Annotated in this window: 16 protein-coding genes and 2 pseudogenes; 2 read left to right on the top strand and 16 right to left on the bottom strand. The window is 59.4% G+C overall.

Features of this window, described 5'->3' with window-relative positions; genetic code table 11:
* Positions 1–13 precede the first annotated feature (13 nt).
* The 8 genes and pseudogenes from H4P12_RS13895 to H4P12_RS13860 form a co-directional block, all read right to left on the bottom strand.
* A complete protein-coding gene (locus H4P12_RS13895) occupies positions 14–2395 on the bottom strand; it encodes an ATP-dependent helicase (protein WP_187794538.1) in 2382 nt (793 codons plus the stop codon).
* 108 nt (positions 2396–2503) lie between these two features.
* Positions 2504–3469, bottom strand: a pseudogene (gene folE2 / locus H4P12_RS13890) (GTP cyclohydrolase FolE2); the annotation flags it as partial.
* 120 nt (positions 3470–3589) lie between these two features.
* Positions 3590–4777: an O-succinylhomoserine sulfhydrylase gene (gene metZ, locus H4P12_RS13885; protein ID WP_187794263.1), complete on the bottom strand. Its 1188-nt coding sequence runs from the start codon at positions 4775–4777 to the stop codon at positions 3590–3592.
* Between the two features lie 654 nt (positions 4778–5431).
* A complete protein-coding gene (locus H4P12_RS13880; RefSeq protein ID WP_187794262.1) occupies positions 5432–6757 on the bottom strand; it encodes a sigma-54-dependent transcriptional regulator in 1326 nt (441 codons plus the stop codon).
* Between the two features lie 24 nt (positions 6758–6781).
* Positions 6782–8497, bottom strand: coding sequence for a sensor histidine kinase (locus H4P12_RS13875; protein ID WP_187794537.1), 1716 nt, complete (start codon positions 8495–8497; stop codon positions 6782–6784).
* A 139-nt stretch (positions 8498–8636) separates the two neighbouring features.
* Positions 8637–9305 carry a phosphoribosylformylglycinamidine synthase subunit PurQ gene (gene purQ / locus H4P12_RS13870; RefSeq protein WP_187794261.1) on the bottom strand — a complete coding sequence of 223 codons (669 nt, stop codon included), beginning with the start codon at positions 9303–9305 and terminating at the stop codon, positions 8637–8639.
* A gap of 70 nt (positions 9306–9375) precedes the next feature.
* Positions 9376–9801: an EamA family transporter gene (locus H4P12_RS13865; RefSeq protein ID WP_187794260.1), complete on the bottom strand. Its 426-nt coding sequence runs from the start codon at positions 9799–9801 to the stop codon at positions 9376–9378.
* Positions 9802–9855: 54 nt separating this feature from the next.
* Entirely contained in the window at positions 9856–11067 is a 1212-nt protein-coding gene (locus tag H4P12_RS13860) for an NADP-dependent isocitrate dehydrogenase (RefSeq protein WP_187794259.1), read from the bottom strand.
* Positions 11068–11281: 214 nt separating this feature from the next.
* Between H4P12_RS13860 and H4P12_RS19205 the strand changes: the two genes are divergently transcribed.
* Positions 11282–12430, top strand: a complete 1149-nt coding sequence (locus tag H4P12_RS19205) for a Hint domain-containing protein (RefSeq protein ID WP_343069833.1) — start codon at positions 11282–11284, stop codon at positions 12428–12430.
* Between the two features lie 145 nt (positions 12431–12575).
* Here the strand turns inward: H4P12_RS19205 and H4P12_RS13850 are convergent, their stop codons facing one another.
* The 4 genes from H4P12_RS13850 to H4P12_RS13835 all read right to left on the bottom strand — a co-directional run bounded on the left by H4P12_RS13850 (position 12576) and on the right by H4P12_RS13835 (position 15372).
* Complete coding sequence (locus tag H4P12_RS13850; RefSeq protein WP_187794258.1) at positions 12576–13028, bottom strand: hypothetical protein; 453 nt, start codon at positions 13026–13028, stop codon at positions 12576–12578.
* 126 nt (positions 13029–13154) lie between these two features.
* Positions 13155–14285 (bottom strand): HD domain-containing protein, encoded by a 1131-nt coding sequence (locus H4P12_RS13845; RefSeq protein ID WP_187794257.1) that lies wholly within the window; start codon positions 14283–14285, stop codon positions 13155–13157.
* Positions 14282–14713 (bottom strand): hypothetical protein, encoded by a 432-nt coding sequence (locus tag H4P12_RS13840; protein WP_187794256.1) that lies wholly within the window; start codon positions 14711–14713, stop codon positions 14282–14284. Before H4P12_RS13840 ends, H4P12_RS13845 begins: the two co-directional genes overlap by 4 nt.
* Positions 14710–15372 (bottom strand): alpha/beta hydrolase, encoded by a 663-nt coding sequence (locus tag H4P12_RS13835; protein WP_187794255.1) that lies wholly within the window; start codon positions 15370–15372, stop codon positions 14710–14712. The genes H4P12_RS13840 and H4P12_RS13835 overlap by 4 nt, the downstream gene beginning before the upstream one ends.
* 165 nt (positions 15373–15537) lie before the next feature.
* On the opposite strand from H4P12_RS13835, the gene iscR reads away from it, so the two are divergent.
* Complete coding sequence (gene iscR / locus H4P12_RS13830; RefSeq protein ID WP_187794254.1) at positions 15538–15996, top strand: Fe-S cluster assembly transcriptional regulator IscR; 459 nt, start codon at positions 15538–15540, stop codon at positions 15994–15996.
* A 330-nt stretch (positions 15997–16326) separates the two neighbouring features.
* Here the strand turns inward: iscR and H4P12_RS13825 are convergent.
* From H4P12_RS13825 to H4P12_RS13810, 4 genes and pseudogenes are all read right to left on the bottom strand, one after another.
* Positions 16327–19637: pseudogene (locus tag H4P12_RS13825) on the bottom strand (error-prone DNA polymerase).
* Complete coding sequence (locus tag H4P12_RS13820) at positions 19634–21088, bottom strand: Y-family DNA polymerase (RefSeq protein ID WP_187794253.1); 1455 nt, start codon at positions 21086–21088, stop codon at positions 19634–19636. The pseudogene H4P12_RS13825 and the gene H4P12_RS13820 overlap by 4 nt, the downstream one beginning before the upstream one ends.
* Complete coding sequence (locus H4P12_RS13815; RefSeq protein ID WP_343069832.1) at positions 21003–21590, bottom strand: ImuA family protein; 588 nt, start codon at positions 21588–21590, stop codon at positions 21003–21005. The genes H4P12_RS13820 and H4P12_RS13815 overlap by 86 nt, the downstream gene beginning before the upstream one ends.
* Positions 21591–21977: 387 nt before the next feature.
* Complete coding sequence (locus H4P12_RS13810; RefSeq protein WP_187794252.1) at positions 21978–22277, bottom strand: PAAR domain-containing protein; 300 nt, start codon at positions 22275–22277, stop codon at positions 21978–21980.
* Positions 22278–22319 lie beyond the last annotated feature (42 nt).

Raw genomic sequence — 22319 nt, 5'->3', positions numbered from 1 at the left:
GAAGATGAGAGGATCAGAACGGCACGTCGTCCGTCCCGCCAATTGGTTGAATGTAAGCCGCCTTGATATTCTTAAAGCCGCCGCTGTCGAACTGAACGGTCAGCGTATCTTCGGCGATGCCCATGACGGCGCCTTCGCCAAACCTGGCATGGGTCACGCGGTCGCCCACGGCGAACCGGGCGGCGGGTTCGGCGTCAATCGTGATGGACTTGCGCTGAACCGGGGCTTTGCGTTCCGTTGCGCGCGCCTGCATCCGTTTCCACCCGGGTGAGTTATAGACATCGGCGTGTGCGGCACGATTGTGCATGTCGGTTCCCGCATTGGCACCGGCGAATGCCATCGCTGCGCCATAGCCACCGCCGTAAAGGCCGGGCGGGGTCAGAACCTCGACATGCTCGGGTGGCAGCTCATCGACAAAACGCGACGGCATGCTGGATTGCCATTGCCCGTAAAGCCGCCGGTTGCCGGCAAAGCTGATCGTCGCCAGCCGTTCGGCACGAGTGATCCCGACATAGGCCAGACGGCGTTCTTCCTCTAACCCCTTGGTGCCATTTTCATCCATGGCACGCTGGTTCGGAAACAGCCCATCTTCCCAGCCGGGTAGAAAGACGACCGGAAATTCCAGTCCCTTGGCGCCGTGCAGGGTCATGATGCTGACTTCCTCGGCCGCCTCGCCTTCGTCCCGGTCCATGACCAGCGCGACATGTTCCAAAAAACCTTGCAGGTTGTCGAACTCTTCAAGCGCTTTGACCAACTCTTTCAGGTTGTCCAAACGGCCCGGCGCGTCCGGCGATTTGTCGTTTTGCCACATCGCGGTATAGCCGGATTCGTCCAGAATCCGCTCGGCCAGTCCGACATGGTTTTCCCTGTCATCCAAGGCATCCGCATGCCAACGCCCGACCCCCGCCACGAAATCACGCAGGTTGGACAGGCCTTTGCCGCCCAGATGTCCTTCTTCGATCACAACGCGCGCGCCTTCCAGCAACGGCACTCCGTTCTGGCGGGCGACTGTCTGAATCGTTTGCAATGCCTTGTCACCAAGGCCGCGCTTGGGCGTGTTGATGATACGTTCGAAAGCCAGATCGTCGGCGGGACTGACCACCAGACGGAAATAGGCCATGGCGTCGCGAATTTCCTGTCTTTCGTAAAATCGAGGGCCGCCGATGACGCGATAGGGCAGACCGATGGTCATGAATCGATCCTCAAACGCACGCATCTGATGGCTGGCACGGACAAGAATCGCGATGTCGTTCAGGCTGACCCGTCCGATGGCTGCGCGGTGGCCGCCCTGAAACGCCTCAATTTCTTCACCGATCCAACGAGCCTCTGCCTCGCTGTCCCAATGACCGATCAGGCGGACTTTCTCGCCCGGCTCTGCCTCGGTCCACAAGGTCTTGCCCAAGCGTCCGGCATTGGCCGAAATCAGGCCCGACGCTGCGGAGAGGATTTCGGGTGTGGACCGATAATTCTGCTCTAACCGGATCACCTGTGCGCCCGGAAAATCCTTTTCAAATCGCAGAATGTTACCAACTTCGGCCCCGCGCCAGCCATAGATCGACTGATCGTCATCGCCCACGCAGCAGATGTTCTGATGCGCCTGCGCCAGCAAACGCAGCCACATATATTGAGCGACGTTCGTATCCTGATATTCGTCCACCAGAATATAGCGAAAGCGCTCCTGCCATTGCTTCAGCACATCTGGATGCGCCTGAAACATGGTGACGCAATGCATCAACAGATCACCGAAATCGACGGCGTTCAGGGTCAGCAGGCGGTCCTGATAGGCCTGATACAGCCGCCCACCCCAACCGTCGAATGACATGGCCTCACCCTTTGGCAGCTTTGCAGGGGTCAGGCAGCGGTTTTTCCAGCCGTCGATCAGATGCGCCAACTGCCGCGCGGGCCAGCGTTTTTCATCAAGGTTTTCCGCTGAAATCAGTTGCTTCAGCAATCTGACCTGATCATCTGTATCCAGAATGGTAAAGCTGGGCTTCAAATGCAGTTCGCCATTGCCGATCAACTCGGCATGGCGGCGCAGGATCTTGACGCTGATGCTGTGGAAAGTGCCCAACCACGGCATCCCCTCGACCACTTCGCCCAGCAGCCGGGCGATACGCTCTTTCATTTCCCGCGCGGCCTTGTTGGTGAAGGTCACGGCAAGGATCTGCCCCGGACGCGCCTTGCCCAGCATCAGCAGATGCGCAATCCGCGTGGTCAGAGCCCGGGTTTTCCCCGTCCCTGCCCCGGCCAACAGCAAGACAGGCCCATCCAGCGTTTCAACCGCCGCGCGTTGCGCCGCATTCAGCCCTTCCAGATAGGGGGCCGAGCGGTTGACCATCGCCCGCTGTGACAACGGTATCGGGGCCATATCATCAGAGTCGTCAGTCAAGTCCATCATCTCAACATATGCCGAAAGGCAGCGTAAGGAAAGTATCTGTTCCCGCTATGTTCGCATTAATAAGTATGCCCAATTCAATCGATAAATCGGAACGAGCCGGAAACATCAGGCCCGCAAGCTGGCAAAGGTTGTCGGGTCCAACGAGGATTGCGCAAATGTCGGTCCATCGGTCAGCAGGCTGACAGCATCGTGGGAATGCAACGATTCCTGATGGCTGGCGATAATGCGAAAATCGCCGTAACGGTGATCAGCCAACAGTTCCTTGGCAAAAGCGCGCACAGCATCTTCGACAAAGATCGGGTTCGAGGCGTTCAGTTCGGCAAAGGCCTGTTCGTCCTCTCGCTTGACCATGACCTGCGTTTCTGTGGGAACGGCGCGGCGGCACAGTTCAACCATATCTTCGAACCAGATTTTTTCCGGCCCCTTCATCACCGCCGAAATCCGCGCGATCGAGCGTTGCGAATGCGGCGTTGCCAGACGACCACGGGTCTCGCGTGCATGCTCTGACAGTTCCAGCGAACACGGGCAGGTCGAGGAATAGACATAGTCGAAATGCATGATTCGCAGACGGTTGCCCTGATGCTCGATCACTTCCTGGGCGATGTCGTAATATTGCCAGCCGGACAGGCCGGACCGCAGCGAATCCACCCGGATCGGATAGGAAAAGCGCATCTGGATACGTGCGTCGAACGCGTCCAGATCGGCTTTGTAGTCATCCAATGCGGCTTCCAGCACCTTCAGACTGAACAGGTGATCCGAATGGCCGTAGAATGATCGCATGATCCGGGACATGTTGATGCCCTTGCGATCTGCCTCAAGACTGACGGTGCCCGTGACGCTGGTTTCCAGTGAAACCTCCCCTCCGTCGCGGGTCTGGTAGCGGATCGGCAGACGAAAGTTCGAGATACCCACATGTTGGATGGGCGCATGCGCCCCCACGATCAGGCTGGCCGGACCATTTTGCAGGTCGGGCAGGCTGGCTTTGTAAGCCTCATCCACCCGAAAATCGGCGTCGTAATCGCGGGCCAGCGCCGGATAGGCGGGGATCAGGGGACGGGCTTCAGTCATCAAACCAACCTTTCGCCTGCTTCAGTGTATTGCCGCCGACATATGGGATCGCCAGCCGGCTTTCTAAAGAGGTTACGCCGGATTCGCGACCGAATCCGGCGTTTTGTCAAAATTAATACGCCATCACGCATCCAGTGCACGGGTCAGATCCTCGATCAGATCCTGCGTATCCTCCAGCCCGATCGAGATGCGCAGCAGGCCGGGGGTGATACCCAATTGCGCCTTCACCTCATCCGTCAAACGCTGGTGCGTCGTCGTTGCCGGATGGGTCACGATGGATTTGGCGTCACCAAGGTTATTGGAAATCTTGATGATCCGCAGCTTATCCAGGGCGGCAAACGCGGCCGCTTTCCCTTCGTGCATGTCAATCGCAATCATCGTGCCACCTGATCCCATCTGGCGCATGGCCAGTTCATGCTGCGCGTGATCGGTCAGCCCCGGATAGATCACGCGGGCAAGGCGTGGGTGTCCCTGCAACGCCTTTGCAATCGCCAATGCGCTGTCCGCCTGCGCACGAACCCGCAGCTCCATAGTGGTCAGACCATTCAGCATCAGCCAGCTGTGGAACGGGCTGATCGCCCCGCCTGTATGCTTCAGATAGGGTTCAGCCACTTCGCGGATGAACTGACGCGTGCCGCAGATTACACCGGCCAGCGCACGCCCGCCGCCGTCGATATGCTTGGTCGCAGAATACACAACCACATCCGCTCCCTGCTGCACGGCTTTGGAAAAAACCGGCGTCGCAAAGACGTTATCGACCACGACCAGCGCACCGACCGCATGGGCAAGATCGGACACGGCCTGAATATCGATGATCTCCAACGTCGGGTTGGAAACGGATTCAAAGAATACAGCCTTGGTGCCCGGACGGATCGCAGCCTGCCACTGATCCAGATCGGTGCCGTCGACATAGCTGATCTGAACCCCGAAGCGCTGCAACAGATCCAGCACATACAGACATGACCCAAACAACGCCCGCGCCGCGACGATATGATCGCCCGCCGAGCACATCGAAAACAACGCGCCGTTTACCGCAGCCATGCCGCTGGCGGTGGCAAAAGCGTCCTCGGTCCCTTCCAGCGCGGCAATGCGATCCTCGAACATACGGCTGGTCGGGTTTCCGTAGCGCGCATAGATGAACTCATCCGGGCCAGTGCCCTGAAAGCGTTTCTCGGCCTGCTCGGCGCTGTCATAGACAAAGCCCTGCGTCATGAAGATCGCTTCGGCCATTTCGCCATACTGACTGCGGCGGGTCCCATGATGAACTGCTTGGGTGCGGGGACCAAACCCCTTGGCGGAATCGTCGGTCATTTCAATGTGCCCTTTGCTGACCAACCCCGGTTAACCTCGACGCGTCCCGCGCGCAAGCATTCGCCATGACGGCGTTTAGGAGACCAACCTGGCCTTGGCATGTGTTAGCGCTGCAACAGAATTTTTAATTGAACAAGCGTACTTGAATTGCTCCCGATGAAAACCCACACGTTTTGCACTCAAATTAGTTAAAAGTAATACAATACAGTTAGTTAATTAATGCAATGATGTTATTGACCAAATAGATAGGTTGAAATAATTCGCGGTCAGTTTATGTTGATTGAGTAGTCAAGAATGACGCCGGACCGCGCAAGCGACTTGACTGTGGGGGGAAACGCGATGCTACTGTATCTGGTGTGCGCAGCTTTGATTTCAGGCTGCTTTTTAATTGCCCGCACCGCTATTCCCGTTTCCCAAATGCGTTCGTCAGAAACCTAAAAAATTCGGCATCCGGTAGGGATTTACGAGTTGCTCTGCGAAGCAGCGTCGGCAAGCGCCGAAGCGTTCGCGCGCAGATAAGTGTTGCCTTTTTTACCTTGCCCGATGTGTGACCAAGACCCGTTTTTCGTCTGAACGACGGTGTGCGTTGTTAACTGGTAGGTCGATGGTCGGAAGTTGCGAGGGGCAGTGCACTGTCCCTCGCCGCTTTTTGGGCTACAGGTAATCGCCGCGCTGAAGGCCGTATTTGGCCATTTTTTCGTTCAACGTCCGGCGTGGCAGGCACAGCTCTTCCATCACACTGGCAATGCTGCCCTTGTGGCGGCGCATGGTATTGTCGATCAGCATTTTCTCGAAGCTTTCGACATATTCCTTCAGCGGCTTGCCCTCGGTCGTGGTGGCCTGCTGCGTATCCTCTCCGTCCGCCATCAACAGCGAAGCGATGCTGCCCGACCCGCGACGGTTCTGCAGAACAGCCCGCTCGGCCACATTGATCAACTGGCGGATATTACCCGGCCATGGCGCCTGTAGAAGCTGCGCGGCCTCTTGCGCGCTGACCTGCGGTGGCTCGCAGCCATATTCTTCGGAGAACTGCTCTGCCATGCGGGTGAAAAGCGCCAGAATATCTTCGCCCCGCGCCCGCAGAGGCGGCAAGGTGATTTTCAGTGCGGACAGTCGGTAGAACAGATCGGGGCGAAGCGAATCTTCGGCTTTGCGTCCTTCGCCACGCGCGTTGGAAATCGCGATGATGCGGGTTTCCGCGGGCGCGCCCTGTTCGCTGATGAATGCCAGCAGGCGGGCCTGCAACCCTTCTGACAGGGCCTCGACATCTTCAAGGCACAACGTCCCGCCACGGGCTTCTTCGACAGCAGGCAGCCCATCTTCCAACGGGCCAAACAGGCGGGCGGTCAGCGCCTCGTCGTTATAGGCCGCACAGGACACCGGGATAAACTTCTTCGAGGCGCGCGGGCCAACGGCATGCAGCGCATGAGCAACCAGCGTCTTGCCGGTGCCTGTCTCTCCATCGATCAGGACGTGACCATCCGCCTGCCCCAGATCCAGAATGTCTTCGCGCAGACGGTCCATGACCGGACTGGAACCGATCAACTTGGACATGACCTGCTGGCCTTCGGACAGATCACGGCGCAACGCACGGTTATCCAGTGTCATGCGCCGCGATTGCGTGGCCTTTTTGGCCAGTGCCGTCATTTTGTCTGGGTTGAACGGTTTTTCCATGAAGTCCATGGCCCCGATCCGCATTGCCTCGACCGCAATGGGCACATCACCGTGGCCCGTGATCATGATGACCGGCAGGCTGGAATCCAATCCCATCAGACGCTTCAGAAAGGCGATGCCATCCATGCCCGGCATGCGGATGTCCGAGACAACGACTCCCGGCCAATCACTGCCGATAACCTTCAGCGCATCTTCCGCACTGGCAAAGGTTTCGGTCTCAAAACCCGATAGAACCAACCACTGGCTGATCGATTCACGCATGTCGGGTTCGTCGTCAACGATCGCAATCTTCAATTTGCGTGACATCCGATGGTTCCTCTCTCGAATACTTTATTCGGCGGCAAGCGCCTGTGGCGGCTGTCCGGGTGTATGCAAAGGCAATTCGACCCAGAAAACAGCACCACCTTCGGTTTCGTTATGCGCGGTCAACCGACCTCCGAAATCGGCTACAATTGTAGATGAAATCGCAAGTCCCAGTCCGGTTCCCTCGCCAGGTTTTTTTGTTGTCCAGAACGGTTCGAACAGTTTTTCCAAGTCTGATACGCCGGGACCGTTATCGCGAACAGACAAGTAAGCGTGAGCACCGCTGTCAACGCCGATCTCTATTCGGGCGTCTTTCTTGTCCTTTACCGCATCCACGGCGTTGCGCAGAAGGTTGATCACGACCTGTTCAAGCCGGATTTTATCAGCAAGAACAGTGATCTTCTGGCGGGGCAGGTTGCGGATCACGCGAATCGTGCCGCTGCGCAACTGCGGCTCCATCAGCGTCAGCGCCGAGCTTACGACCAACCTCAGGTCGACTGGCTCAACCGCTTCACCACCCTTGCGTGCGTATGATTTCAACTGACGGGTGATCGACCCCATCCGTTCGATCAAATCGTCGATGCGCTGAAAGCTGGACAGCGCCTCTTCACTGCGACCTCTTTGCAACAGCAGGCGGGCACCCGCCAGATAGGTTTTCATCGCGGCAAGCGGCTGGTTCAGTTCATGGCTGACGCCCGCCGACATCTCGCCAAGAGCCGCCAGTTTAGAAGATTGCTGCATGGTCTGTTCGGCCACCCGCAACTCTTTCTGGACCCGCTCACGCTCGGCGATCTCTCGGGTCAGGCGCACGTTCAGCGCGCGCAGATCTGCCGATTCCCGCATATAGGCAACAGACTGGCGGCGGGCACGGCGGGACAACAGATAAAACGTCCCCGCCAGTAGCATGGCAAAGCCCATGATTTCCAGGGCCAGCACACCGTTTACCCGCTCGCGGATCGAGGCATAGGTCGTAAAGCTGATCATCCGCCAGCCGCGGAAAGGGATGCGAGCTTCGCTTTGCATCACCGCACGCCCCTGCACATAGGCATCCACCGGGGTCGAGGTCCAATCGGCCGTCACCTGAAAAGCCCGCTGAATCGCCGAGGGCGCGGATCTGACCGCCAATGCTTCGGGCAGGGTCAGCCCCCGCCAGCGCGGCTCGGTCGCAAGGATGATGCGGCCTTCGCTGTCGGTGACGGCGACCGCGTCCGAAATACTGGCCCATGACCGCTCCAGCCGGATCAGGTCCGCGCTGACCACGATAACGCCAAGTGTCTTGCCATCCGCCACGACCGCCCGCGAATAGGCAAATTCATATGCGCCAGTGCCTTGGCTTGCGACACTGAAAACCGTATCGCTCGACCGGAGGGCATCCACAAAATAGGGCGCCAGCACGTTATTGGTGCCGATCTGATAGCGGTCGGTTGAACCGACCGTGCGCCCCGATGCGTCCAGCAACTTGATCGAGGATGCCCCGATTTCCTTCTGCGCCGCCATCAACCGGGCCGACGTTGTCGAAAAATCATTTCCGCTCAGTGCCCCGATCAGCGCCGGATCACGCGCCAACAGCAAAGGTACAACGGCGGTTCGCTGCAATTCCGACAGCAGGTTGCCGGTATACAGCGCCAATCGCAGTTCGGACCGCACCCGCGTATTTTCCGAAAAACGCGCTGTCAGCCATGCATTCGTGGTCCAGACGGAAAGCAGCGCGGTCAGAAAAATCGCAAGAACAGCAAAGCGCAGCCACCATGGATTATAGGACAACGGCCTATGACCGCCCTCCTGTCCATCAGAGGCTTTGGCATCTTTCTTGTCGATCACGGGTTATTCCGGATTATCGCGTAACTGACGCAATTTAAGCCCGGAACGGCCCGTAAACAAGTCAGGCTTGGACCAGACTGTCTACCAATACCTTGAACAGCGCTGCTCCATCGGTTCCGCCAAGCGCCTGATCCGCCGCCCGCTCGGGGTGCGGCATCATCCCAAGCACGCGTCGGTTTTCCGACAACACACCAGCGATGTCGTTGACCGAGCCGTTGATTCCGGACGCATAGGTGAAAGCAATCCGGTCTTCGGCCTTCAGCTGTCTCAGGCCGTCTTCGGTGATCTGATAATTGCCATCATGGTGGGCGACCGGGATCGTGATGCGCTGCCCCTTGCTGTAACCGGCGGTGAAGGCGCTGTCGGTCGTCGTCACCTGCAATTGCGCCTGACGGCACAGAAAGGTCAGACCACTGTTGCGCATCAGCGCGCCGGGCAGCAGGCCCAGTTCGGTCAACACCTGAAAGCCGTTGCAAATGCCAAGGACATAACCGCCCTTAGCCGCGTGTTGACGCAACGAATTGGCAATCGGCGAATGGGCCGCAATCGCCCCGCAGCGCAGATAGTCGCCATAGGAAAAGCCGCCCGGGACGCCGACCAGATCGATGCCTTCTGGCAGGGCATCATCCTTGTGCCAGATGCGGGTGACCTGTGCCCCCGCCTGTTCCAGCGCGACGGCAAGGTCACGGTCGCAGTTCGATCCGGGAAAAGTGACGACGGCAGCTTTCATGGCAATGGCTCCGGCATAAGAGGTTGGCTGCTCATTAACCCAGAGACGGGCCGGTGTTAAGTCGCAAATCCTATCGCCATGCGACCAAAATCGCGCCCAGGCCGATCAGCGCAACGCCGGTCCAGTTCGTTCCACTTAGTTTCTCACCCAGGAACAACACGCCAAAGACTGCGACCAGCACCACGCTCAGTTTGTCGACCGGGGCAACCCGCGACGCGTCGCCCAGTTGCAACGCGCGATAATAACAGACCCAGCTTATTCCCGTAGCCAGCCCGGAAAGGATCAGAAACACCCAGCTTTTGACGGAAATGCCGCCGATTCCCTGCCATTCCTGCCGGGCCGTCAGGATCAACGCCAGCGCTGCCAGAATGACAACCGTGCGGATGAAGACGGCGAAATCCGCACCAATCCCGGTGACGCCGACCTTGCCGAAAATCGCGGTCAGCGCGGCAAAGACTGCAGACAGGATCGCCCAAAAGGTCCAGTTTTCGACCATGCACACTCCCGTAATGAAAAAGGCCGAGGTTTCCCCCGACCTTCCACGCAGCCCTTAGGCCAGCGCCTTGTTCAGATATTCGTCGACTTTTTCCAGATAGCCCATGGTGGTCAGCCATTTCTGATCGGGGCCGACCAGCAGCGCCAGATCCTTGGTCATGTAGCCATCCTCGACTGCCTGCACGGTGACTTTTTCCAGCGTGTTGGCAAAGTTCATCAGCTGTTCGTTATTGTCCAGCTTGGCCCGGTGCTTCAGACCGCCGGTCCAGGCAAAGATCGACGCGATCGAGTTGGTCGAGGTCTGGTTGCCCTTCTGATGTTCGCGATAATGGCGGGTCACGGTGCCGTGGGCGGCCTCGGATTCCACGACCTTTCCATCGGGCGTCATCAGAACCGAGGTCATCAGGCCCAGCGAGCCAAAGCCCTGTGCGACAATGTCCGATTCCACGTCGCCATCATAGTTTTTACAGGCCCAGACATAGCCACCCGACCATTTCAGCGCCGAGGCCACCATGTCGTCGATCAGGCGATGTTCGTAGAAAATACCCTCTTTCTTGAAGGCTTCCTCGAACTCCTGTTCGTAGATTTCCTGGAAAATATCCTTGAAACGGCCGTCATAAGCTTTCAGGATCGTGTTCTTGGTCGACAGATAGACCGGCATCTTGCGCTGCAGGCCATAATTCAGCGACGCGCGGGCGAAATCGCGGATCGAATCGTCAAGGTTATACATCGCCATCGCGACACCGGCGCCGGGCGCCTGATAAACCTCGTGTTCGATGGTTTCGCCGTCATCGCCGACGAATTTGATCGACAGCTTGCCTTTGCCGGGGAACAGGAAGTCCGTCGCACGATACTGATCGCCGAATGCGTGGCGGCCAACAACGATGGGCTTGGTCCAGTGCGGCACCAGACGCGGAACGTTCTTGGCGATGATCGGCTCGCGGAAGATCACGCCGCCCAGGATGTTGCGGATTGTGCCGTTGGGCGAACGCCACATCTTTTTCAGGCCGAATTCCTCGACCCGGACTTCATCGGGGGTGATGGTCGCGCATTTGACGCCAACGCCGTATTTCTTGATCGCTTCAGCCGCATCAATGGTGATCTGGTCGTCGGTCCGGTCGCGCTCTTCGATGCCCAGATCGTAATATTTCAGGTCAACATCCAGATAGGGCAGGATCAGTTTTTGCTTGATGAAATCCCAGATAATCCGGGTCATTTCATCGCCGTCTAGTTCGACGACGGGGTTTTCGACCTTAATCTTCGACATGGGTGGTTTCCCTTTATCGGTGTTGGCTTGCGTGATTGAGGGTCGCTATAGCGACAAATGCCGGGGAAGGAAAGGTTGTATGCTATGGTATGCTGATCAGGCCTGCGCCACCAGGCACCCCTTAACGGGCGATTCACCATGATCTGCAAATTGCGTTGATACGCAACGTGACTGGCCGCATGAATGACAAATGTTTTCTGGGTATGGGTGTGCTGTGTCAGTTTCGACCTACAAGATGATCTATCTTGGCAAGTTTTCCGACATCGACGCGGATGAGACGACCAATAACGCGGAACGCGCCACGCAGATTTTTGCGGGCCGCACAATCGGGTCGCGCGGCTTGCCGCTTTATGATCGTGTGACCAATGTCAGGATGAATGATACCAACAATGATGGTCGGATTTTTCACAATAACGCATCCGGCACGCAGGAAACCATCACCTATTCCCTGAACAACATCACCTATAGCCGAGAGTTGGACGGCGCGTTTGTGGCCACCAATGTCACTATCGTCAGGATGCTGCCCAACGGCACAACCGATAAGGTGACAACGACCGTTCGCATCTTTCAGGACACATCTGGCGAAACGTTCATGATCCCGCCGCCGGTTGCGGGCGGCAATCCGGGCGAAATTGCGGCGGTGACGACCTATCCCATCGTTTCAATCCAGCTGCCCACCAATACCGCGTATTACAACACAAACCTGAATGTCGCTTCGGCCGATCGCTATGATATGGCTGCGTTTGTGCCTTGCTTTGTCACCGGCACCCTGATCGAGACGGACCAAGGCCAATGCCGCGTTGAAACCATTGCCGTGGGCGATCTGGTCATGACGCGCGATCACGGACTGCAGCCCGTGCGTTGGCGCAGTTCAAGGCGGATCGGACCTGACGAATTACGGACAAATCCAAAGCTGTTACCAATCCGCATCGCTGCGGGTGCGTTGGGCGCAAACCAGCCGTCTCGGGATCTGCTTGTTTCACCACAACATCGGATTCTGGTCCGCTCGGCCATCGCGCGGCGGATGTTTGGCGCCGATGAACTGCTGGTGCCGGCGCGACAATTGCTGGATTTGCCAAGCGTAAGCATCGTTCAGGACGCGCATGACGTGACCTATGTGCACCTGATGTTCGATCACCACGAGGTGTTGATGTCGAACGGCGCGCAAACCGAATCGCTGTATCCCGGTCCACAGGCCCTGGCAGCCCTGGGCGAAAAAGCGGAACAGGAAATTATGACCATCTTCCCTTGGCTTTCCAGCGCCGATGCATGTTTTGGACCGGCCAGAGCGTTTGCAACCGGTCTCCGCGCCCGCAAGCTGATCGACAGACACATCCGGCATAACCGACCGTTGAACAGCTAAGGCCGGGCAAGGAAAGGTTGTATGCCATGGCATGCCAATAGCGCCTGGTTTAATCTACCGCGCAGAGATGCGCCCGGAATATAGAGAACCGCCGGGACGAACCCGGCGGCTTCGATATCCTGTCAGATATCCTGTCATCCGGCGATCAGAGACCGGCAGCCTCACATTCGGCCAAAGTGATCTGTTGCAGATTAACTCCGCCAGAGGCCTCCTCTGCATCCGGGTTACCCGAGTTACCCGCAACCGCAACCTGCTCGGTCGTAGAACTGGATGTATCACCCGTCGCAGCTTCGGTGGCGGCATCAGCCTCGGCCGAAGGATTCCCTGCGTTTCCTTCTGGCGCAGCTTCATTCGCTGTCGAGCCCAGCTGCGCCGCATCCGCGTCCGCCTCCTGACCAGCGGTGTCGGGATTGCCTGAAATCCCCGCCTCGGCCATGTTGCTTTCTGTGCCGCCGGTGGCAAGCATCGCGCAATGGGCCTCGACTGCGGGCAGATCGCCTGCTTCCACCGATTGCTCTCCAACCATGACCTGACCGAAAGCAGCAGTGCTGGCAGTAAACATGATAGCCGCCGCAGCGGCATGAACTTTGTTAAACATTGTGCATCCTCCTTGCGATTGGCAGATCATGCTGGACCTGCATCTCCAATCTTCAACACCTACCGGGATGAAAATGTTCCGCTCTTTTCGATAACCGCGCAGTTGTCGTGCTCGCGTGCAGGCCTTTCAGGTGCTTTGGGCGAACCAGACTGTTGCACGCTGATGCAGCCACTTCCATAATTCAGGTGCACCGCGTTCAATACGACTGCCAACACGTTCCAGAAGCTGCGGATAGGTGACATTGAATTCGGCCCAGGTTCCCCCGTCCGAGGCGAGGTTCTGCATGACGGGCTGAACCCTGTCCAGCGACTTGGCAAAGATGGCGTCGGGGGTTTCGTCTGCCTCGAACTCATCCCAAAGGGCGCGGAATTCACGCCCCTGCTGTGCAGGCAGCAGACCAAAGATCCGGTCCGCCGCCGCGCATTCGGCCGCCATCTGATCGGCACCATGATGCGCCTGCCCATTTGCGGAATGCAGCGGCACATCGCCCGTGTCGATTTCAACCAGATCGTGCAGGATCAACATGCGGATCACCCGCGAAATATCGACCCGGTGATCCGCATAGCCCGCCATGATCAACGCGTAAAGTGCCAGATGCCAGCTATGTTCGGCACTGTTCTCTCGGCGCGATGAATCGCATAGCGGGCTGGCGCGATACACGGATTTCAGCCTGTCAGCCTCGGCCAGAAAGGCCAGCCGCCTGGCAAGATCGCCATCGACGGAACGACCATCAAGCAACGATTCGGCGGCCTGCATGATGACCGGCCATTCCTGACGCAATCGCGCCGCACGACCGCTGGTCATATTGCCCCGAACAATGCCGAGATGATCGGACAACGGGACCGGCGCATACAGCACCTGCATGATCGGCTGGACATGATCCATGCGCTTGGCCATTTGCGCATCGGGGGTCTGGGCCTGTTCAAATTCAGCCCACAGATCGGCAAACTGGTCGCCCCGCGGCAGCATCCCGAACAGACGCCGGGCGGCGGCATTTTCGGCAGCCTGAACGGCGGCTGCGTCATGCTGAAGATGAATAGGATGATCGCCGCAATCAATCTCGACCAGGTCATGCAGCAGCAGCATCTGGATCGCGCGATCAGACGCGCCGAAGACCATCCCGTAAAGCGCGACATGCCAACTGTGTTCGGCGCTGTTTTCGTCCCGGGACAGGTCCATCAGCACGCTGGCACGGTCAACGGATTTCAACCGATCAGCCTCGCACAGAAAGGCGAAGGATTTGTCCAGATCGCTCATTCCCCTGCCCTTTCAGCCCAAAGCTCTGCCCCGCGCCGGATCAGCATGGTCATCAGCAGCGCAAAGAACACATAGATCACCAGTTCACGGCTGCCGAACAGATCCGTCACCGAACACAACCCGGAATAGGTGCGATACATATGCCACCCAATCATCGCCGCCAGAACAATCGTTCCGCCAAGCTGCGCCCATTGTCTGCGACCGCGAAGGAAAGTCGCCCAAAGCGCCGAGGGGATCACGCAGGCCAGAAAGATCAGGAAATCCAGCGGGCGAAGATGGTCCCAGACCCGGTCCTGAATGTCCTGCCCCGCAACAAGGCGTGCAGCACAATCACCGATATCCTGCAAAAGCGATGCGGACAGGAACGTCAAAGCAAAGGCGAGGCCGACCGCGAACAGCAGCCAGCCCCCGCCAGTCAATCGTATCACCGGCTGCTTTCAGTCAGGCGACGGCGCACATAGCCCTGCACCAGATCGATCATCGGCTTCATATGCGTTTCATCATCGCGGAAGAAGTGATCGGCACCCTCAATTTCTTCGTGCGTGACGGTAATGCCCTTCTGTTCGCGCAGCTTGTTGACCAGCGTATGCGTATCCTTGGGGGGGGCGACGCGGTCGGCCGTGCCGTTGACGATCAAACCCGACGACGGACAGGGCGCAAGGAAGCTGAAATCATACATGTTTGCCGGCGGAGCGACGCTGATAAAGCCGGTGATTTCGGGGCGGCGCATCAGCAACTGCATCCCGATCCACGCGCCAAAGCTGAACCCCGCGACCCAGCAATGCTTGCTGTTCGGGTTCATCGCTTGCAAGTAATCCAGCGCCGAGGCGGCATCGGACAGCTCGCCGATACCCTGATCGAATTCACCCTGGCTGCGGCCCACGCCACGGAAATTGAAGCGCATTACGGTAAAGCCCATCTTATGGAACGCGTAATGCAGATTATAGACGACACGGTTATTCATCGTCCCGCCATATTGCGGGTGCGGGTGCAACACGATAGCAATCGGGGCGTCGGGTTTGCCCGGTTGCGGATGATAACGGCCTTCAAGGCGGCCCTCGGGGCCAGGGAAAATCAGCTCGGGCATCGGCTTCCTTCAGGGATTTAATGGTTTCTTGACGCGTTAGCGCGCGACTTCTAGATCAATTATCTGGTATGCCTGCGGCTGTTACGCAAGAAACGTGCCTTGGCGGCATAGCGCGGGCGTGCGCCAGCCGTCAATGGAATGCCGTAGATATAAGGGGATCTGACTGTGAAACTGTCCACAAAAGGGCGCTATGCGATCATCGCACTTGTCGATCTTGCCACGGCAAACAAGGATAATCTGACATCGCTTGCGGAAATTTCCGAACGTCAGGATATCTCGCTGCCATATCTGGAACAGCTTTTTGTTCGCCTCCGCCGCGCGGGGCTGGTCGCATCGGTTCGCGGACCGGGTGGTGGCTATCGCCTTGCCCGCGCGCCTGAAACCATCCGCGTTGCTGAGATACTTGAGGCTGTCGATGAAACCGTCAGCGCCATGCATATCGGCGCGGGCGCATCGGGCGGGATTTCGGGATCGCGCGCCCAAACGCTGTCAAACCGCCTTTGGGAAAGCCTGTCGGCGCATGTCTATGTTTTTCTGCACAACCACACGCTGGCTGATGTGGCGAAAAACCAGCTGCTGCCCTGCCCTGCCCTGCCGCAAATCCTGAATGTCGTGGACGAATAAAGCCGACGCAACAGTCGTTTGCCAGCGCCGGCCCCACATCTCAGGGATTTTCAGGAAAGAACGTGATGGCCGACCCTGGGACGGTCAGCACTTTCATAAATCATTGATATAACTCACCTCACAGCGGTCGCATCTTTTTGTCGTATCGAGGAACGCTTTTCGCAAGTTCGATCTGCCTTGTTGGATGGTCGGCCGGCACAACTCATCGCGAAGTAGGTGTTGTGGTTGAAACCGGTCCAAAGCCGCCCTTCGTCACCTCTCTCTCATGCTGTGATACAGCGCGTCATTCCCGCCATTCGTCGTGCCCGCGTGGCGCATTCTTTTTCCTCTTCAGTGAAAATCCCGGCTGGGGAACAGGCGTTTGGCTTGGTCGCGGGGATGCATGGCGCGGGGCGCTGGCAAAGGTTTGGGGGCGTTGTCAGTTTTGGCCGTGGTCTGGCCGATGGTGGTATCCATGGGATGGCCCAGATCGGACAGGCGATGCGACACATCCTCGATCACCTCGGCGATCAGATGGACGACGATGCCCTCGCGTTGCAACCGTCCGGTGACGCGCAGCAGGCGACCGCCCATGACGGTGCGGCGAAATTTTTCGAATATCTTGCGCCAGACAACCACGTTCGACACGCCGGTTTCATCCTCCAGCGTCAGAAAGACAACGCCAGATGCCGTTCCGGGGCGTTGGCGGGTGATAACGAGGCCGCAGACGGTGGTTTGTCGCAGCGGAGCGCAGGCCAGTGCGTCATGGCGCGTCAGGCCGGGCAGTGTGGGGCGCAACAGCTCCATCGGATGCGCGCGCAAGGTCAGACGGGTGGCCACATAATCCTCGACCACCTCTTCGCCGATCTGCATCTGCGGCAGGGTCACGACAGGCTCGGCAATTGCCTCGCCGTCGATGGGATCGTTGAACAGCGGCAGGGCCGCGGGGGAACGGATCGCCCGAACCTGCCACAGCGCATCACGGCGCGTCAGGCCGATCCCTGCAAAACCATCCGCCTCGGCCAGCCGTTCCAACACAGCAGGGGCGATGCCGGCGCGCAGCCAGACGGTTTCGGGGTCGCGATAGCCGTTGCCGCGCGCAGCGGTGATCCAATCCGCGTCCTCCTGCCGGAAGCCCTTGATCTGGCGAAACCCAAGTCGCAACGCAAGCGCCCCGTCGCTGCGGCGCTCCAACGTATTGTCCCACGCGCTGGCATTCACGCAGATCGGCCGCACCTCCACCTGATGTTCGCGCGCGTCCCGCACGATCTGGGCGGGCGCATAGAACCCCATCGGCTGACTGTTCAGCAATGCGCAGGCAAAGACCGCCGGATGATGGCGTTTCAGCCAGGCCGAGACATAGACCAGCAGCGCAAAGGCCGCGGCGTGGCTTTCGGGAAAACCGTAATCCGCGAAACCCTCGATCTGACCAAAGCAGCGGGCCGCGACATCTTCGCTGTAGCCGTTGGCCAGCATGCCGGCGATGAACTTGTCGCGATGCTCGCCAATCGTGCCCATGCGCCGGAAACTGGCAAGTGAGCGGCGCAGCTTGTCGGCTTCTTCGGCGGTATAGCCGGCGCCGACCTCGGCGATTTGCAGGGCCTGTTCCTGAAACAGCGGCACGCCAAGGGTGCGGTGCGTGACCTGTTCCAGCGCGGGGCCGAAGGGTTCGGGTGCCTCCAGCTTCTGGCGACGGCGGATATAGGGCTGGACCATGCCGCCCTGAATTGGGCCGGGGCGGACGATGGCGACCTCGATCACCAGATCATAGAATTCCTTCGGCTTCATCCGGGGCAGGAAGTTCATCTGCGCCCGGCTTTCGACCTGAAAGACGCCCACCGCATCGGCCACCTGAAGCATCTGATAGGTCGCCTCATCCTCGGGCGGGACGGTCGCCAGCGAAAGTGGCAGGTGTTCGTGAACAGCCAGCAGCCCGAAAGCCTTGCGGATACAGGTCAGCATGCCCAAGCCAAGCACATCGACTTTGAGGATTTTCAGAACGTCGATGTCATCCTTGTCCCATTCGATGATGGTGCGATCCTCCATCGCGGCATTTTCGATGGGACACATCTCGTCCAACCGGCCCTTGGTGATGACGAAACCGCCGACATGCTGGCTGAGGTGCCGCGGAAAGCCGATGATCTCGCCGATTAGCCGCGGGTCTGGGCAAGGCGCCGGTCCGAGGGGTCAAGCCCAAGCTGGCGCACCCGGTCAAGGTCGGGACCGTCGTTGGAATAGCCCCAGATCTGCCCCGACAGACCTGCGGTCACGTCCTGGCTCAGCCCCATGACCTTGCCGACCTCGCGGATCGCGGCGCGAGAGCGGAAATGGATCACCGTCGCGCAAAGGCCGGCGCGGTGGCGTCCGTATTTGCGATAAATCCACTGGATCACCTCTTCGCGGCGTTCATGTTCAAAATCCACGTCGATATCGGGCGGCTCGCCGCGGTGGCGCGAGATGAAACGCTCGAACACCATGCCGATCAGTTCGGGTTTCACATCGGTGATCCCCAGAAGATAACACAGGACCGAATTGGCCGCCGACCCGCGCCCCTGACACAGGATGCCTTGCGAGCGGGCGTATTGGACGATGTCATGGACAGTCAGAAAATAGGCGGGAAAGTTCAGCTCCTCGACCACGGCCAGTTCCTTGGCCATCAGCTGTCGCGCCTTGTCGGTGGCGCCGTTCGGATAGCGCCGCGCCAGACCTTCGTTGGCAAGCCGGGTCAGCCGCGTCATGGGCTTTTCGTCATCCGCGATTTCGTCCGGGTAATCATAGCTGAGTTGACCAAGATCGAAGCTGCAAAGATCCGCGATCTGGATCGTGCGGTGCAGGGCGGCGGGATGATCGGCGAACATGCGCGCCATATCCGCAGCCCCTTTCAGGCGGCGTTCGGCATTGGGCAAGGCGTTCCGGCCGATCTGGTCGATGGTGCAGCCCAGCCGCATACAGGTCAACACATCGGCCAGTTGGCGACGGCTGGCGCGGTGCATCAGCACATCGCCCAAGGCGACCATGGGCGCGGCGGTCTGCCGTGCCAGCCGTGCGCAATCCGCCAGCCAGGCTTGATCCGATCCGTCATAGCGGGGCGCGGCGCCGGTAAAGACATGACCGGGATAGCGGTGGCGCATCTGCGCGATCTCATCCGCCACGCCGGGAGACCCGTTGGCCAATGCGATCAGGATCATCCCTGTGCAATCCTCCAGCAGATCGGCCATGTCCAGATGGCATTCCCCTTTGCCTGCGCGCCGCTTGCCAAGGGTCAGCAACCGCGTCAGCCGCTGGTAAGCCGGTTTGTCGGTGGGCAATGCGATCCATTCCGCCGCCCCATCCCGCAGCACCAGCCGGGTTCCGACGATCAGCTTCGGCAGATGCGGCGAGGGCGGGCGCGGAATATCGCCGGGCGATCCGGTTTCCTGCCGCGAAGAATTGTCCACCCGGTGTTGCGAGCGGATGCGAATGCTGTCTTCTGCCTTTTCTTTCAGGATTTGCAGCGCGCGATAGGCCCGCACCACGCCAGCCAGCGAATTGCGGTCGGTGATGGCGATGGCCTCCAGCCCCAGTTCGGCGGCGCGGGCGATCAGCTCTTCGGGGTGAGAAGCGCCGGTCAAAAAGGTGAAATTCGTGGTGACACAGAGTTCAGCGTAGCAAGGCGCATTCATGCGAATTCCCCCTGTACGAACCAGCCGGGATTTTGCGGAGTGTGAAACAGCCACAACCGCCGCCCCTGCACTGTTTCGACCCGCCAATAGTCGCGCAGACCGCTATGCCAATTCGGATCATCCAGCCACCATTCCGGCGCGATCCGTTCGGGGCCCGTGGCGCGTCCGGTGGTCAGCGCCATCCGCCGCCAGCGGAAATGCTCGGGCGGGCGCGGGCCGGTGGCGATGATCGGTTCGGGCGGAAAGATCAGAACGGGTCTGGGATGCGGACTGGCCCAGTTGCTGTCTGGTTGCGAATAGGCCGCTGACGCGATGATAAAGGCACGTTCTGGGATATGGCTGTCAGCGGGCAGGAACCGCCGCACGTTGTCCAACCCGATTCGTGTGCCAATACGGGTGATCAGATCATTCATCCGTCCCGGATCGCGGGTGCCGGTGCTGTTGAGCTGTTCAGAAAGCAGCGGTTCGACCTGCACCGCCTCCAGCCGGACTTGATCGATGCCGAAACCTGCATCCACCTGCGACACGCCCCGCTGAAACAGCGGCAGAATGCGGGCCGGATCGCGCATCGGACGGGCCAGACGCAGTTCGACCTGCTGGGCGTGGCTATCGACCCGCCGCAGCGTCAGGCACAGCACCCGCGCGCCCGTATCCTGCGCACGCAACTTGTCGCACAGGCGGGTCAGCAAGCGATCCGCCGCCGCCATCACATCGCTTTCCAGTCCGATCGGTTCAGGCAGGGTCATGCGCACGCCGTAATGAGGCGGCTCGACCTCGGGGCTGATCTGTTCGGGTTGATACCCAAGCGCCTGATCCAGCCGCATCAGCAGACCGGGCCCGAAACGGCGCGTCAGGGGCGCGCGCGGTGTCGCAGATAGCTGGCCGATGCGCCGCAGCCCCATGCGTTTCAACCCGATGGCCGTGTCGCTGTCCAGCCGCAACGCTTCGACCGGCAGATCGGCCAGCGCGGCACCTTCGCCATAATGTGCCCGCGCCCAGGCTGCGCCCCGCGTCTCTGCCAACCCGATTCGGACGGAGAGCCGGGTGCGGGCCAGCCGCTGTCGCATCTCTCTCAGCATTGCTTCTTCCCCGCCGAACAAATGCGCCGAGCCGGTCACGTCCAGCACCAGACCATCACGCCCCTCGCGCCCCACCCAGGGGCACCAGCGCAGTGCCCACCGCCGCAGGACGGTCAGGAACTGTGCCTCCAGATCGGGCCGGGCGGGCATGCTGACCAGTCCGGGGCAAAAGGCCCGTGCGTCCGAAAAGCTGATCCCGCGATAAAGGCCCTGCCGTTCGGCCGCCACATTCAGGCAATAGACCCGATTGGTGTTGCTTTCCGTCAGCGTCAGAACGAAGGGGCGATCAGTCGGACGCGCCCGCAGAACCCGGTCCGTTGCCAGCCGGGGGAACCACAGCGACACGACACGCCTGTGCATCCCATCGAACATGCCAAGATCCTAGTGTTCCTGATTTGTTCTTGATAAGCCGCCAGCATTGCAGAGTCGAGTCGTCCCTGTCGAAGACCGGTGCACAATGCCAGCGCGTCTCGGCCGCATTGCTGCCCATGCCTTCAGGGATCAGACAGACCCCCGTGGCACCTCCGGCCTGAGCCGCAAGCTGCAACCGCCGCCCGGCGGTCAGACTCAGCGGCGCGGTGATCTCCAACGCGACCATGGCGACGACACCATCGCGCAGGGCTTCTTCGGCCACGGCCAGCGTTTCTGTCTGCTCTCGTGTCTCGGCCATGATCAGCCGCGCCGGATCGAAACCGCCAAACCCCAGCGGATTAAGTTGCTCGGACCGCCAGCCTTCCCGCACCCACAGAAGATCCGCGCGCATCTGCTGGGCGCTCCACAACACAAAGCTGGCCGCAGACGGACCGGTCACTTCATGGACGCGGGCAGAACGAAGCGGATAAGCGGTGAGGGCGGAATACGGCATGGCGGTCATGGAAAGAAGGCGAGAGTCACGCGGCGTTTATAGCCGAAAACGATACGGCACAGCACAAAAGATGGGACCGGCTTAGTGCCACCCCCGCTGCCGAAAAGCCGAACGCATTTCGGCAATAGCAACTGCCGGAAGGTTGAGTGGGCATATGGAATACCAATCCATTGGACTTCACGCCAAGCGCAGCAAGTAGGCTATCGTTGAACCAATGCAGAATGTTTCTTTGACGATGCACACATGGGGAAAGAAGCATGCGCAGCTTGGCGGCAATCGTAACCATCTCTCGGCCTCAACCGAGATTGTTGTTGGCTGTGACGGGGCAGGAAATTTTTACTGGGCCGATGAAAGCTGTAAGGTCGGTGAATCTCATGCCGCATGACCGTGACCTGATCAGTCGCCGATGAACACCGTCGAGGAACCCGCATCTGCCGCCCCGCCGCAGGAAATCGCATCGCCCACCCGACCGGCAGGCTGGCCGTTGATGAACACCGAACCAGACCCCCCGGAGAGAGCCCGGCCATGTGCCGGGGCCGGGCAGGACGGGCAGCCATGCGGGCCGTAGGCATCGCCCTGACGCACCGCTGCAATCCCGTCAATGTTGACGTCCGGCGACGCTTCGATGCTGGGCGTCGGCGGGAAATGACAAGCGTGGCCGGAACCGATATCGCCAAGGCGGGTGGAGCGTGGCATGTCTATATATTTGCCCTTCAATTTTCTGATTTCACTGCTTCT

The sequence above is a fragment of the Paracoccus amoyensis genome (assembly GCF_014490725.1).
Lineage (GTDB): Bacteria > Pseudomonadota > Alphaproteobacteria > Rhodobacterales > Rhodobacteraceae > Paracoccus > Paracoccus amoyensis.
Note: the sequence above shows the minus strand (reverse complement) of the source record. Positions and strands in the feature narration are given on the sequence as shown.